General features: G+C 72.2%; 11 protein-coding genes. 8 read left to right on the plus strand and 3 right to left on the minus strand.

Annotated elements, in window-relative coordinates:
- Nucleotides 1–59: 59 nt before the first annotated feature.
- The 8 genes from Pma05_RS33875 to eccB all read left to right on the plus strand — a co-directional run bounded on the left by Pma05_RS33875 (nt 60) and on the right by eccB (nt 8,944).
- On the plus strand, nt 60–1,844 hold the full coding sequence (locus Pma05_RS33875) for a dihydroxyacetone kinase family protein (protein ID WP_203861598.1): 1,785 nt from the start codon (nt 60–62) through the stop codon (nt 1,842–1,844).
- Nucleotides 1,841–2,302 carry a ribose-5-phosphate isomerase gene (locus Pma05_RS33880; RefSeq protein ID WP_203861599.1) on the plus strand — a complete coding sequence of 154 codons (462 nt, stop codon included), beginning with the start codon at nt 1,841–1,843 and terminating at the stop codon, nt 2,300–2,302. Before Pma05_RS33875 ends, Pma05_RS33880 begins: the two co-directional genes overlap by 4 nt.
- On the plus strand, nt 2,299–3,072 hold the full coding sequence (locus Pma05_RS33885) for a triose-phosphate isomerase family protein (protein WP_203861600.1): 774 nt from the start codon (nt 2,299–2,301) through the stop codon (nt 3,070–3,072). Before Pma05_RS33880 ends, Pma05_RS33885 begins: the two co-directional genes overlap by 4 nt.
- Before the next feature lie 76 nt (nt 3,073–3,148).
- Complete coding sequence (locus tag Pma05_RS33890; protein ID WP_203861601.1) at nt 3,149–3,946, plus strand: sugar phosphate isomerase/epimerase family protein; 798 nt, start codon at nt 3,149–3,151, stop codon at nt 3,944–3,946.
- A gap of 2 nt (nt 3,947–3,948) precedes the next feature.
- Nucleotides 3,949–4,803, plus strand: coding sequence for a phosphogluconate dehydrogenase C-terminal domain-containing protein (locus Pma05_RS33895; protein ID WP_203861602.1), 855 nt, complete (start codon nt 3,949–3,951; stop codon nt 4,801–4,803).
- Between the two features lie 70 nt (nt 4,804–4,873).
- Nucleotides 4,874–5,884 carry a LacI family DNA-binding transcriptional regulator gene (locus Pma05_RS33900; protein WP_203861603.1) on the plus strand — a complete coding sequence of 337 codons (1,011 nt, stop codon included), beginning with the start codon at nt 4,874–4,876 and terminating at the stop codon, nt 5,882–5,884.
- 251 nt (nt 5,885–6,135) lie between these two features.
- Nucleotides 6,136–7,518 (plus strand): type VII secretion integral membrane protein EccD, encoded by a 1,383-nt coding sequence (gene eccD / locus Pma05_RS33905; protein ID WP_203861604.1) that lies wholly within the window; start codon nt 6,136–6,138, stop codon nt 7,516–7,518.
- A gap of 1 nt (nt 7,519) precedes the next feature.
- Entirely contained in the window at nt 7,520–8,944 is a 1,425-nt protein-coding gene (gene eccB, locus Pma05_RS33910) for a type VII secretion protein EccB (protein ID WP_203861605.1), read from the plus strand.
- An 86-nt stretch (nt 8,945–9,030) separates the two neighbouring features.
- Here eccB and Pma05_RS33915 read toward each other — a convergent pair whose 3' ends face one another.
- From Pma05_RS33915 to eccCa, 3 genes are all read right to left on the minus strand, one after another.
- Entirely contained in the window at nt 9,031–10,446 is a 1,416-nt protein-coding gene (locus Pma05_RS33915) for a hypothetical protein (protein ID WP_203861606.1), read from the minus strand.
- A 12-nt stretch (nt 10,447–10,458) separates the two neighbouring features.
- The gene (locus Pma05_RS33920) at nt 10,459–10,785 is read right to left on the minus strand and encodes a hypothetical protein (RefSeq protein ID WP_203861607.1); all 327 of its coding nucleotides are present in this window, start codon (nt 10,783–10,785) and stop codon (nt 10,459–10,461) included.
- Nucleotides 10,786–10,870: 85 nt separating this feature from the next.
- The gene (eccCa, locus tag Pma05_RS33925) at nt 10,871–14,872 is read right to left on the minus strand and encodes a type VII secretion protein EccCa (RefSeq protein WP_203861608.1); all 4,002 of its coding nucleotides are present in this window, start codon (nt 14,870–14,872) and stop codon (nt 10,871–10,873) included.
- Nucleotides 14,873–15,050: the final 178 nt, after the last annotated feature.

Below are 15,050 nucleotides of genomic sequence, written 5' to 3' on the forward strand. Positions count from 1 at the left end.
CTCGGCGGCGTCCTGGGTTACTGTTGACACGTTTCAAGTGTCGTCGAGGAGGTGCCACGGTGGCGCGACTGGTCAACGAGTCGGCGGCCTTTGCCGACGAGGCGGCGGGCGGCTTCGCCCGGGCGTTCTCACCGTGGGTGAGGCGGGTTCCAGGTGGCGTGGTCCGCCGCACCCCCGACCCTGCCCCGCGGGTGGCGCTCGTCATCGGCGGCGGGTCGGGGCACTACCCGGCCTTCGCGGGTCTCGTCGGAGCCGGGCTGGCGCACGGCGCGGCGATGGGTAACCTGTTCGCCGCCCCGTCGGCGCAGCAGGTGTACTCGGTCGCCCGCGCCACCGACCAGGGTCGGGGTGTGCTGCTCTGCTACGGCAACTACGCCGGCGACGTGCTCAACTTCGACCTGGCGCAGGACCGGCTACGTGCCGAGGGTATCCACTGCGAGACGGTGGTCGTCACCGACGACATCTCCAGCGCCCGGCCGACGGAGCGGCGGCTGCGGCGCGGCATCGCCGGCGGTCTCGCGGTGTTCAAGGTGGCCGGTGCGGCAAGTGCCGAGGGCCGGGCACTGGACGAGGTGGCCCGGCTCGCCCGCCGGGCGAACGACCGGACCCGCTCGCTCGGCGTCGCGTTCGACGGTTGCACCCTGCCCGGCGCCGCAGCGCCGCTGTTCACCGTGCCGAACGGGCGGATGGCGGTGGGCATGGGCATCCACGGCGAGCCCGGCATCGACGAGAGGGACGTGCCGACCTCCGACGAACTGGCCCGGACCCTGGTCGGCTCGCTGCTCGCGGAGCCGCCTGACGACCTGCCCGAGGCCCGCGGGGCCCGGGCGGTGGCCATCCTCAACGGTCTGGGGTCGGTCAAGTACGAGGAACTCTTCGTGCTCTACGGCGCGGTCGCCGAACTGCTCGACCGGGCCGGCGTGGAGGTGGTCGAGCCCGAGGTGGGCGAGTTCGTCACCAGCTTCGACATGGCCGGGGTCTCGCTGACCCTCTGTTGGCTCGACGAGGAGCTCGACCGGCTGTGGCGGGCGTCGGCGAACACACCGGCCTTCCGCAAGAACGCCGCTGGCCCGTGCCTTGCGGCCCCCGCTTCCGCCGACGGTACGAGCAGCGTCGGTGGCGGCGTCACCGGGGCGAGTACCGCCGATGCCGGCGCCCCGGTTCAGGACGCCGTCGCGCCGGCCTCCGAGGCGGGCCGGCGGGCGGGACGCGCCGTGCGGGACGCGTTCGCCGCCGCCGCCCGCGGCATCGACGAGCAGGTCGACGAGCTCGGCCGCCTCGACGCGATCGTCGGCGACGGCGACCACGGCATCGGCATGCAGCGTGGTGTACACGCCGCACTCGACGCTGCCGAGTTCGTCGCCGCCGGCGGCGGGGGCGCCGGCACGAGCCTGCGCCGGGCGGCGGACGCCTGGGCGGACCGCGCCGGCGGCACGTCCGGCGCGCTGTGGGGCGCGGCGTTGCGGGCGGCGGGGTCGGCGCTCGGCGACGACGGCGAGCCTGACGCCGCCGCCGCAGCAGCAGCGATCGAGGCAGCGACGACGGCGGTCCTCGCCGCCGGGCGGGCCGTGGTCGGGGACCGGACGATGGTCGACGCACTCGTACCGTTTCGCGACGCCTTCCGTGCCGCCAGTCCGGGTGGCATCCCGGCGGCGCTGGCGGCTGCGGTGCCGGTCACCGAGTCCGCCGCCCAGGCGACCGCCAACCTGCTGCCCCGGGTCGGCCGGGCGAGGTCACACGGCACGAGGAGCCTGGGCACGCCGGATGCCGGAGCCGTTTCACTGGCGCTGGTGCTCCGCGCGGTGCTCGACAGCGTAGGTCCCACCACCGGGGAGGCCGGATGAACGTGGAGAAATGGCGGATCGTGATCGGCTCGGACGACGCCGGCTTCGAGTACAAGGAGGTGCTCAAGCGGGATCTCGAGGCGAATGACCTGGTCGCCGAGGTCATCGATGTGGGCGTCGGCGCCGACGACACCACCGCGTACCCGCACGTCGCGGTTACCGCCGCCCAACTCGTCGCCGACGGGCGGGCCGACCGGGCGCTGCTGATCTGCGGCACCGGCCTCGGCGTGGCGATCGCCGCGAACAAGGTACGCGGCATCCGTGCGGTCACCGCGCACGACTCCTACTCGGTGGAGCGCTCGGTGCTCAGCAACAACGCCCAGGTGCTCACCTTCGGCCAGCGGGTGGTTGGCCTGGAACTCGCCCGGCGCCTGGCCCGCGAGTGGCTCACCCACCAGTTCGACGAGTCGTCCGCCTCGGCGCAGAAGGTGGCCGTGCTCGACGGGTACGAGACGTGAGCCGCACGGCCGCCGTCACGATCGGAGTGAGCCTGAAGCTCTACCTCGACGTCGCGACAACCCTTGGCTGGTGTGAACAGGTGCGTGAACTGGCCCGTAGCCGGCCTGCCGTGCAGAGGGGACACGTCCGGCTCTGGGTGGCACCGAGCCTCCCGGCGCTGCCGCTGGTCGCCGAGCGGGTACGCGACTCGGGGCTCGGCGTCGGCGCGCAGGACCTGTTCTGGGCGGACCGTGGCGCCTACACCGGCGCGGTGAGCGGGGCGGACCTGCGGGACCTGGGCTGCCGCTACGTGGTGATCGGGCATGCCGAGCGCCGGCGGTACTTCGGCGAGGACGAGAACGCGGTCGCCCGCAAGACCGCCGCGGCACTGCGCAACAACCTGATCCCGGTACTCTGCGTCGGGGAGGCCGAGCCGGGGTCGGTGACGCAGGCCGCGCGGCAGTGCCTCCGCCAACTCGATGCGGCGCTCGGCCCGGAGAGCGGGCCCGGCGAGATCGTCGTCGCCTACGAGCCGCACTGGGCCATCGGCGCCAGCGAACCCGCCGGGCCGGCGCATATCGGCGCCGTCTGTACCGCGCTACGGGACCGGATCGCCGCCGACCCGAAGCTCGCCGGCAGCGCGGTGATCTACGGCGGGAGCGCCGGCCCTGGGCTGCTCACCCGGCTCGGCAATCAGGTCGACGGCCTGTTCCTGGGCCGGTTCGCGCACGACCCGCGGCGGCTCGGCGAGGTCCTCGACGAGGCGGAACGGATGGCGTTGCCGGCATGAGCGAGCGTAGCGAGCGAATCAGCCAGCTCAGGGCGGACAAGCCTCATGGCGGTACGGAGCGAAGCGGAGTGCCGGCATGAGCGGCATCGGCCTCGGCACGTACGCGTTCTTCTGGCAGCACTCGGCCCGCGCGACGGAACCGCTCTCGCTCGAACAGATGGTCGACCGGGCCATCGGGCTGGGCGCCGAGGTGTTCCAGATCTGTGACTACCCGGCCGTCGAGCGGTTCGACGAGCAGCGGCTGGACGCGCTCGCCGCCCGAGCCCGGGCCGGCGGTCTGGCCCTGGAACTCGGCACCCGTGGGCTCGCCGTGGCGCACCTGGAGAACTACCTCGGCCTGGCGCGGCGGCTGGGGGCGAGGCTGGTCCGGACCATGCTCACCACAGCGACGTCGCGGCCCACCCTGGCCGAGGCCGCGCGACTGCTCGCCGAGGCGCTCCCCGGGTACGAGCGGGCCGGCGTGACGGTCGCCCTGGAGACGTACGAGCAGGTGCCGTCGGCGGACCTGGTGGCGCTGGTGGACCGGGTGGGCAGTCGCAACCTCGGCATCTGCCTCGATCCGGCGAACTGCGTGGCAGCGCTGGAGCACCCGAACCAGGTGATCGACACCGTCGCGGAACACGTCGTCAACCTGCACATGAAGGATTTCCGGTTCACCCGGGACGAGAGCTGGGTCGGCTTCCGGCTGGCCAGCTGCCCGCTCGGCGAGGGCCTGCTCGACCTGGATTACCTGTTCGCCCGGGTACGCCCCGCCGAGCGGGGGATCAGCCGGATCATCGAGCACTGGCTGCCCTGGCAGGGCGACGAGGTCAGCACGTTCTCGCTCGAGAACCGGTGGACAGAACAGGGAATGACCTACCTAAGGAGGAAATGATCATGGCAAGTCCTCTGGAGATCGCCCTCGTCGGCGCTGGCGGCAAGATGGGCATGCGGATCTCGGACAACCTGCAGCGCACCGGCCACGTGGTCCATTACAGCGAGAACTCCCCCGCTGCCCAGCGGCGCGTCGTCGAGGCGGGACGCCAACTCAGCGACCCGGATACCGCGGTGCGCGACGCCGACGTGGTGATCCTCGCCGTTCCGGACATCGCCCTCGGCGTGGTGTCCCAGGCGGTCGTCCCACTGCTGCGCCCGGACGCCATCGTGCTCACCCTCGACCCGGCCGCCGCGTACGCCGGCGTGCTGCACAAGCGGGACGACGTCCACTACGCGGTCGCCCACCCCTGCCACCCGTCGGTCTTCCTGGAGCGCAGCACGCCCGAGGAGTACGCGGACAGCTTCGGCGGGGTCGCCGCGCCGCAGGACGTGGTGGCCGCGTTCGAGAGCGACGCCCCGGCCCGGCGGGAGATCGCCGAAACGATCATCCGGATCATGTACGGACCCGTCATCGACGTGCACTGGGTCACCGTCAAGCAGCTCGCCGTGCTCGAGCCCACGCTGGTCGAGACCGTTGCCTGCATGGTCGGCGACCTGCTGCGGGAGGCATTGGCGGAGACCGTGAACACGGTGGGCGTGCCCGAGCCGGCGGCCAGAGCCATGTTGTACGGACACGTCCAGGTGGCGCTGAGCAACACGCTGCGCGGCGCGAACCCGTTCTCGGACGCGTGCCGCATCGCGATGGACTACGGTCACGAGACCATTATCCGCACCGACTGGAAGAAGATCTTCGATGACAGCGAACTCGACCGGGTGATCGCCCGCATGCTCCGGCTAGAGTCCGTCGAGTCGTAACCCGGGGTGGTGCCGCCGCCTGTCGCGTGTCTACCGTAGTTGTCAGACGAAGGGTGTTGTGAGGTTCGAAGTGCCGAGGGTCGGAATCCGGGAGGTCGCCGCGCTAGCCGACGTCTCGATGGGCACCGTGTCCCACTTCCTCAACCATCCGACGAGGGTATCCGCGGAGAAGGCGAAGCGCATCCAGGAGGCCATCGAGAAGCTGGGCTTCGTACGCAACAACGCCGGTCGGCAGCTTCGCCTGGGACGCAGCAGCACCGTCGCGTACATCGTGCCCGACGTCAGTAACCCATTCTTCGCCACCATCGCCGAGGGGGTCGAGCGCCGGGCGGCACAGGCCGGGCTCTCCGTCTTCCTGGCGAACTCCGGCGGTGACCGGGCCCGCGAGGACTCCTATCTGGCGCTGTTCGAGGAGCAGGGGGTCCGGGGCATGCTGGTCGCCTCGCACGACCCCATCGAGGACCGGCTCGCCGCCGCCCGGACCCGGGGTACGCCGTCGGTGCTGGTCGGCCGGCGGGCCAACTCGGCCGCCCAGCCGTCGATCTCGATCGATGACGTGTCCGGCGGGTACCTGGCCGCCCGGCACCTCATCGAGATCGGCTGCCGCCGGATCGCGTTCGTCGGCGGCCCGCTCGGCATTCAGCAGATCGCCGACCGGCTGCAGGGCGCGAGCAACGCGGTCCGCGAGTCGGGCACGGCGATGCTCGAGATCATCGACATCGAACACCGGATCATCTCGGTCGGCCACAAGGTGGGCGCGGAGTTGTCCGGACGCCCGGCCGAGCACCGCCCGGACGGCATCTTCGCCGTGAACGACCTGCTCGGCATCGGGCTGGTGCAGACCCTGGTGGGCAACGGTGTACGGGTACCCGAGGATATCGCCGTGGTCGGATACGACGACATCGAGTACGCGGAGAACTCGCTGGTCCCCCTCACCTCGGTGCGGCCCCCGCACGAGGATTTCGGGATCGCCGCCGTGGACCTGCTGCTCACTGTTATCGGCGACGCTCCGCTGCCCGCCGAGACCCAACTGGTCTTCGCCCCCGATCTGGTGGTGCGGCGCAGCACGACGCGCGGCTGAACCGAAGCCGTTCGTCGACCGCACCATCGCTCACATCGCCCGACTCGACCCGGACGCCGTGGCCGCTCGGCCACGAGCCGCCGGCTCGGGCGGCAGTTCGCCGAGCCGGCCGGGATGCGGCGGCAAGCGCCTGGCCGCTAGCTGCCGACCCGCTTCCCAGGCGGACCGGGTCCAGTCAGGGTAGGTGCGTCCCCCGCCCCGGGTGGACCCTCCGGCAGCTCGCCGCCGGGGGCGGATGTCGCGGAGCTGCCATGAACAACACTGGCCTGGTCCGGGTGACCGTCGCGGCGCCGGCCCGGCGGATCGACCTGGCCCTGCCCGAGCGGTCGCCGCTCGCCGAGCTGCTGCCCGCCCTGTTGACGCACGCCGGCGAGTGCCTCGCCGACGCCGGGGTGGGTGCCGGCGGGTGGGCGCTGCGCCGGGTTGACGGGACCGCGCTGGAACCGGCCCGTACGCTGGCTGGGCATCGAATACGGGACGGCGAGGTGCTGTACCTGACGCACGCCCGTACCGACTGGCCCGAGCTGGAGTACGACGACCTGGTTGACGCGATCGCCACCGGCTCGGCCCGGCTCGGCGGCGCCTGGGGCCCTGGGCACACCCGGGCCACCGGTCTCGGCGTGGGCGCGCTGACCGCCCTGCTCTGCCTGGTCGCGGTGTTACGGGCGGGACCGCCGTGGTCCGGTCCGGCATGGTGGGCACTCGGCACGGCCGGCCTGCTGCTCGCCGTCGGTGTCATGCTGGCCCGGGCGGCCGGCGACACCGGGGGCGGCGTGGTCAGCGCCCTGGTCGCGTTGCCGCTGGCCGTCGCCGGCGGCGGCCTCGCCCTGGCCGGTGACCGCGCGCTGACCGCGCTCGGCGCGCCGCATCTGCTGACCGCCGGAGCCGCGCTGCTCCTCGCCTCGATCGTCGGCCTGCTCGGTGTGGTGGACCGGGCCGCGCTGTTCGTCGCCGGCACCACGGCCGGACTCTTCGGCGTCATCGGCGGCTGGCTCACCACCCTGGAGGCGCTGGAGGCGCACGAGACCGCCGCGCTCGTGGCGGGCCTCGGTCTGGCGTTCTCACCGGTACTCGCCCCGCTGTCGATCCGGCTGAGCCGGGTACCGATGCCGGTCCTCCCCCGCGTCGCCGCCGACCTGGTACGCGACGACCCGCAGCCACCCCGGGCCGCGGTGTACGCCGCCGTACTGCGAGCGGACAGCCTGCTCACCGGCATGGTGGCCGGCCTGGCGCTGGCCGCCGCCGTCTGCCAGGTGCTACTGGCACGCGCCGGCGGCACCGCCGCGACGATCCTGGTGACCGTCCTGACGATCGGCTTCCTGCTCCGCGCCCGGCTGTATCCGATCGGGCGGCAACGACTGCCGCTGCTGCTCGCCGGGCTGACCGGGGCGGTGTCCCTGGCCACCGGGCCGCTGATGGCCGACCGGTCGGACCTGCTCGCCGTGACGGGACCGGTCCTGCTTCTGGTCGGTGGGCTCGTCGCGCTGCTCGCCGTGGTGTACAGCGTCCGCCGGCCCGGCCCGTACCTGGGACGGTACGCGGAACTGCTGGAGGTGCTGGTGGTGTTGGCGGTCCTGCCGGTGGTCTGCTCCGTGCTCGGCCTGTACGGCTACGTACGCGGATTGGGCGGCTGACATGGCGTCCAAGCGCGACCAGTTGCACGCGTACCAGTTTCTGGTGCAGCGGGTGATCTCGGGCCTGGTGACCAGGGAGAGCGACCCGGAGCAGCCTCCGTTCCGCCGGCCGGTCTACGCCGCGTACGGTGGCATCGCCGTCGCGGTCATCGCGCTGGCCGTCGTCGGCATCTACGGGATCATCGTGCCCGGCGGCGCCAAGAGCTGGCGCGGCGGCGATGCGGTGGTGGTCGAGAAGGAGACCGGGACCCGCTACGTCTACCTGGACGGCCGGCTGCATCCGGTCGCCAACTACACCTCGGCCCTGCTTGCACTCGAGCGGCACGCGCAGACCCGGGTGGTGTCGCGCAACTCGCTGGTCGGGGTGACCCGGGGGCCGCGCATCGGCATTCCGGACGCGCCCGACGCCCTGCCCGCGCCGAAGCGGTTGCTCTCCGGGGAGTGGACGTTCTGCTCGCAGCCGGGCCGGGACCGGACTGGAGCGGCCGTGTGGGAGTCGGTGCTGATGGTCGGGCACCGGCCCGCGGCGGGCGACCCGCTGGCGGAGCGGGCGCTGCTGGTCGCGGTCGCGGGGTCCGGCGAGCGTCACCTGGTGTGGCAGGGATACCGACACGCGATCGACAGGGCGGACACGGTCGCCGTGGAGGTGGCGCTGCGCGCCGGACCGGCGATCCCGGTCAATCCGGCGGTGCTCGACGTGCTGCCGGCCGGCCGACCAATCACGCCGATCGTGGTGCGGGACGTCGGCAAGCCATCCCAGGCGGTGCCCGGCCGGAAGGACATCCGGGCCGGCCAGCTGTTGGTGGCGACGAGTTCCGGGGGCGTGCAGCACTATCTCGCCGAGGTTGGCCAGTTACGGCCGATCAGCGAGTTGCAGTACGACATCCAGCTCGCCTCCCGCAGGACCGCCGCCGCGTACCCCCGCAAGAAGCCGGCCGGCGTGTCGCTCAGTCTGCTGGAGGCGGCCGGGGCCAAGCATGCGCCCGCCGTACCCGTCGCTGCTGGTGACCCGCCGGTCCTGCCGCCGGAGTTCGCGGCCGGCGCGACGTCGACCACCATGTGCCTGGTGTTCGCCCCGCGTGGGCCGGTGCCGGCCGTGCTGCTGGACCCGGCGATGCCGAGCGTCGACCCGATGCGGCAGACCCCGGGCAGCACCGAAGGAGGTACTCGGCTCGCCGACCGGGTGCTGGTGCCGGGCGGCGGGGCCGCGGTCGTGGAGTCGATGCCCGCCCCGGACGCTCCGGCGGGCACCCTGCTGCTGGTCACAGACCTCGGCATCGCCCACCCGCTGGCCGACCCGAAGGTCCTTGAGGTGTTGGGCTACCCCGGGGTACGCCCGGTCCGCATGCCGGCCGGAGTGGTCAGCCGCCTACGGATGGGCACCGCCCTGAGTCACGACGGCGCGATGCGCCACAGCCAGACCTGAGCTGGTCCCGGCCGACAGTGGGCCAGCCGGAAGCGGCCCCGGGAGAGATTTCTCCCGGGGCCGCGACGCTTCGGTGACGATCGGGTTCAGTGGCGGTGGATCCGCGCCGGCGGGCGGGACTCCTCGGTACGCCGCTCGCTGACCTGCCACATGTCCTCGTCGATCAGCTCCACGGTGGCCGGCGCGTCCGTCTTTTGGATCAGTCGGGGCCTGGGCGGGATCGCGTGCGGGCTGCCCTTGCCCGCCTTACCGCTCAGCAGCGCGGGCATGCCGGGAGTGGGATTCCGGGGTCCATGGCCCCGGCCGGCCCCCGCTGGGCGGGCCGCGCCCGACCCCGGCCCCCCGCCACCACCCACGCCCGCCCCGGCTCCGGCCATCGGCGGCATCATGGGCGGCATCATCGGCACACCGCCGGCCGGGGTCGAAGTCCCGGCCAGGCTGGCGGGCGGCAGCGTTGGCGGCGGGCCGCTCGGCGCGACCTGCGCCGGCCCGCCGACCGGGGTGGCCGCCTGCGCGATCGAGGCGGCACCCAACCCGGCACCGCCACCGAGGCCACCGCCGCCCAGGCCGACCCCCGGGATGCGGGCGCCGCCGCCGAGATTCGCGGCGGGCACCCGTCCGTTTCCGCTGGTACCGCCGATCGGCGGGATCACCGGCGGGAGACCCGGACCGATGCCGGGGCCACCGCCACCCGGCGGGGTAAGTCCACCGGGACCCATTCCGCCAGGGGGCGGGGCGCCGGTGGACGGCAGGGTGGGTGTGGACGGCTGGCCGGAGAGCGACGGCCCTGTCCCGCCGCCGGGCGGTGCTCCGCCCCCGCCGGGGGGTGCCCCGCCGCCGGGCGCCGTCGCCTCGCCGCCCTGGGGTACGTCGGACATGCCGTTGGGGACGCCGCCCTCCGGGACGCCGGGATCGGGGGCCGAGAGTGGGCCCCCGCCAGGGTCCTCAATCCGGTGGAGGTACCACTCGTTACCCTGCACGGCGTCTTGCACCGCACCGGTCGCCTCGGTGAAAAGGTTGCCGAGCGCCTTCATCCTGTCCTTGGCGGCCTGGAGGTATGCCTCGATCAGACTCACGACGTTGGCGCGAGCGAAGAATACGTTTTCATCAGCCACGTTCGCATCGATAAGACCGTCGGCCGTTTTGAGCTGTTCGATCAGCGGTTTGGCCGCCTCGAACTGCTGCTGGACGAAGCCAAGGGTGGGGGCGATATCGTTGCCGGCGTTCATGATCTTGTGCCATGGCGCCGCGCTGTTGAGGTACTCCCTCCGTCCCTCGATCGTTGTCGCAGCACTGTCGGCCACTTTTAGCATCTTGGCGCCGTTCGGATCGTCCCACGCGGCGTTCAGCGCAGCGGTCTCGTCCCTTATCGACTTCAATGATTGACCAAGTTCGATGGAAGCTCGAGCCCACACGTCAACCTGGTCGAGAATGGCCTGCGCGTGATTCTTCTCGGCCGTCATCTGGTCCACCAGCTTCTGGAACTGTGCGGCGTAGTCCATGTCATTCCCCCTTTATGCACCCTGACCTTCGACCGGTCTCGGTGTCGGCGTCGGATTAAGCACGCCCTCGATGGAGATCCGGTTCACTTCGTTCGCGACGAGGTACTGTTGGCCGCCCTGCCGGGCGGCGTACTCGAACTCGTCGAAGCGGGTGTTGACATCGGTCATGAAGATCTTCAGGTAGTCGAGGGCCTTGGTGTTCTCAGCGACGAACGTCGCGCATTGCTCCAGCCCCCCGCAACCGGAAAGCTGCTCTGTCGGCGGGTTGGTCCTGACGAGCGTGTAGGCAAGCATCGCGTCGGGTTGCCCACTGAGCAGCCCGCCTCCTGGATGTGTCATCTGGCCTCCCGGTCCACTGGTTCAATGTCGTTGGTTCAGTTCAGCATTCGCCTCGGCGGGCAGAGTCCGCGACGACCGCAAGCGGTCAGGCCGGATCCGCGGGTGGCAGCCAGGCGAGCTGGACGATCTGCGGTACGCCCCGGCGGGTGACCAGCCGCCCACGGCCCGGCGGCAGCGGCTCGGCCTTGAGCCCGCCGAGCAGCGGTCCCTCGTCCTTCGATCCGGACAGCAGCAGGCCGGCCGAGCCGACGTCCCGGAGCCGGGCGATGAACGAGTCGTGCATCGCCCGACCGGCGCCGCCGGTACGCCGGGTGACCACCAGGTGCAGACCGATGTCCCGGCTCTGCGGCAGGTACGGCATGAGGGGCAGCAACGGGTTGTTCGCCGGCGTGGTCACCAGGTCGTAGTCGTCGACGAGGACGAACAGTTCCGGCCCCGCCCACCAGGCCCGCTTGCGCAACTGCTCCGGGGTGACGTCGGGTCCGGGCAGCCGGTCGGCCATTCCCCGGGCCGCCTCCGTGATCAGGTGCGCGGTGGTGGCCAGATCGGTGCCGTAGCCGAGCAGGTGCTCGTTGCTCACCTCGCCCAGCAGCCCCCGCCGGTGGTCGATCAGGAGCACCCGCGCCCGCGCTGGCTCGTACGTGTGCGCGATCCGGCGGGCGAGCAGGCGCAGGAACCCGGTCTTGCCGGACTCGATGTCGCCGAGGAGCAACACGTGCGGTTCGGAGTCGAAGTTCAGCCGCGCCGGCCCGAGATCCTGCTCGGCGATACCGATCGCGAACTGGAGGTTCCGCGGGTCGTCCGCCGGCGGCAGGTCGAGGTAGGGCACCCGGTTGGGCAGCATCCGCACCGCTGGCGCCGGGTCGCCCGTCCAGGCGCCTCGCACGGCGTCGACCATTCCGGCCACTGCGGCGGTCAGGTCGTCGGGCGTCCGCTGGCCGTCGATGCGCGGCAGCGCCATCAGCATCTCGTGCTTGCTGACGCTGATCCCCCGGCCGGGTGCGTCCGCCGGCACCCGCATGGCGATCTTCCGGTCGATCACGGAATCGATGGGGTCGCCGAGCCGCAGCTCCACCCGGGTGCCGAAGAGGTCCCGCACCGTGGTTCGCAGATCGAACCAGCGCGAGCAGGCGACGAGCAGGTGCACCCCGTAGGCCAGTCCGCGGGCGGCGATCCCGGCAACCACCTCCTCGAGGTCCTCGAACTCCTTCCGGAACGTCAGCCAGCCGTCCACCACCAGGAAGACGTCGCCGTACGGGTCGTCGGTGACACCGCCGCCCGCGAGCAGCGCCCGGTAGCTGGTCATGCCGTCGATCTCCCGGTCGGCGAACCGGCGTTCCCGCTCGGTGAGCAGCGCCGTCACCTCGGCGACCGTACGCCGCACCGCCGCCGGGTTCTGCCGGCCGGCGATTCCGCCGACGTGCGGCAGCCCCCGGAGCGGGCCGAGCGCGCCCCCGCCGAAGTCCAGGCAGTAGAACTGCACCTCGCGCGGCGTGTGGGTGAGCGCGAGGCTGGCGACGATGGTACGCAGCGCGGTGCTCTTCCCGCTCCGCGGCGCACCGACCACGGCGGCGTTTCCGGCCGCACCCGCCAACTCCAGCACCAGCGGATCGCGTCGCTGCTCCAGTGGCCGGTCGACGACCCCCACCAGCGCCCGCAACGATCCACACCGGTCGGACAGGGCTGCGTGAAGCCCTCGTCCCGGCTCGGTGGTCAACCCGCCGAGCAGTTCCTCCAGGGTCGGGGACTCCGCCAGCGGCGGCAGCCACACCTGGTGCGCCGGGGTGCCCCGGCCTGCGATCCGCTCCACCAGGATGTCCAGCAGGCTCTCCCCGACCGCCTCGTCCGGATCCTCCTCGGGCTCGGTGGGCTCCTCCTCGGCCTCGATCCGCGGAGCGAGGTAGCTGGTCGAGTACTCGATCAGCCCGAGCTGTTCCGGCTCGCCCGGACCGGTGGCAGTCGCGACCGTCAGGCTGTGCACGCCGGAGACGTACGCCGAGCGGAACCGCGCCATCGGCTCGGTGCCGAACCTCAGGAATCCGTGGCCCGGAGCCCGAGGCAGCGAGAACGCGTCGGGGACGCCCAGCACCACCCGACTGTCCATGTCGGAGAAGGTGCGCAGGCCGATCCGGTAGGAGAGGTGGGCGTCGAGGCCGCGCAGCCGGCCCTCCTCCAGCCGCTGGCTGGCCAGCAGCAGGTGCACGCCGAGCGAGCGACCCACCCGACCGATCTGCACAAAGATGTCGATGAAGTCCGGCCGGGCCGACAACAGCTCACTGAACTCGTCGCAGACCACGAACAGCGTCGGCACCTCGGGCAGCGGCGCGCCGGCGGCCCGGGCCTTCTCGTAGTCGCGCAGCGAGGAGAAGTTGCCCGCCGCCCGGAGCAGCTCCTGCCGCCGGAGCAGCTCACCGTTGATCGCGTCGGCCATTCGGTCGACCAGTGGCAGTTCCTCGGCGAGGTTGGTGATCACCGCGCTGGTGTGCGGCAGCCGGTCCATCCGGGCGAAGGTGGCGCCACCCTTGAAGTCGATCAGCGCGAAGTTGAGCATGTTCGGCGGATGGGTCACCGCCAACGCCAGCACCAGGGTACGCAGCAGCTCGCTCTTGCCCGAGCCGGTCGCGCCGATCAACAGCCCGTGCGGGCCCATGCCCTCCTGCGCAGACTCCTTGAGGTCCAGCTCGATCGTGGTGCCGTCCGGCCGGATGCCGAACCGCACCCGCAGCCGGTCCCGGCTGGGCCGCTGCACCCAGGTCTCCGACGGGTCGAACGCGTACGGGTCACCGAGGTCGAGCAGGTCTTCGAGGCCGAGTTCGACGTTCAGCGGCTGGTCGCCAAGACTGCCCCCGGTCAGCCGCAGCGGTGCGAGCTGGCGGGCCAGCGCCTCGGCCCCGTCCATCGCCAGGGTGTCAGCCCGGCCCAGCTCGGTCTCCCCGTCCGTGGTGAGGCTGGACAGCGAGCCGCCGTCGGCGAGGTCCAGCACCACAGTGGACTGTTCCAGGGCTCGGGGCGGTGCGGTGGTCAGGTCGATCACCGAGACGCCCTCGACGCCGCCGCCGGTCATCAGGTGGTCGGAGCCGGCGATCACGCCGCCGTCGAGCACCACCACCAGGTGCGGGCCGGCGACCCGGACGCCCCCGTTGTCAGGGTCGAAGCGCGGGCGGTTGGCCAGCAGGTCCTCCAGAATCGCTTCGAGGGCGGTGATCGTCGGGGCGACCAGCCGGACCGGGCCGAGCGCGTCCGTACGCTCCGGGTGCAGCGCGTGCGGCAGCCACTTGAGCCACTCCCACTCCGGCCGGCACTCCGGCCCGGCGCAGACCGCGATCCGCAGGTCGTCCGGCGCGTGCAGGGTGGCAAGCTGGCCCAGCATCGCCCGGACCAGGCCGGTGACCCGCTCGTGGTCGCCGCGCACGTGGATCCGGCTGAACCCGTTGACCGCCATCGCCAGTGGCAGGTCCGGGATCGCCGAATAGGTGGTGATGAACCGGCGCAGGGCGAGTGCGGAGAGCGGCTCCAACTGCTCCATCGGCTTGGTGTCCGGCGGGATCAGCCGAGTCCCCAGGCTCTGCCGGCCGACCCCGATCCGGGTCACGCCGAAATCCAGGTCGTCTCGGCGCCGTTCCCAGAGCCGGTAGCTCGGCACCAGCGACCACAGCGTCGCAGGGTCCGGATGCAGGTACCAGAGCGCGTCCCGCTGCCGGTCGGCGGCGCGACCGACGCGGATCCGGTGTTGGGCCAGGCCCCGCAGGTAGAGCCGGCGGGCGTTGCCCATCTCGCGCTTGCTCGGCCCACCACTGTTGAGGAAGGCAACCGCCACCATGCCGAGCATCGCCACGCCGAACAGCCCGAAGACCACGTAGCGCAGCGTGGCGTACGAACCGGAGCCGCTGCCGCCGAACATTCCGCCGCCGCTGAACATGAGCACCATCGCGCCCATCATCGCGATCATGGGCAGGACCATCAGCAGTTGCGTCCACTGCCGGGCCGGCGGCGCTGGAATCTCTGGTGGTGCCTCCAGCAACAGCTCTCCGGAGGGCATCTCCGGAGCGGGCCGGCGAGACGGCCTGCGCACCACCACCGTCGCCATGACCGCGACCTCCCTACGTATTCCGCCTGCCGGGATCGTCGCCGCTGTCGGGGACGCGTGGGCCGGGATGGCAGGAAGGTGCCGGCTGGTCCGCCGGTCGACCAGGCGCCCCTAGCGTCGATACCGGGTGCCGCACCCGCGGCCCGGGCCGTCCGGCTCACCAGCCCCGGCATCAGCA

It is taken from the genome of Plantactinospora mayteni, from assembly GCF_016862935.1.
GTDB lineage: Bacteria > Actinomycetota > Actinomycetes > Mycobacteriales > Micromonosporaceae > Plantactinospora > Plantactinospora mayteni.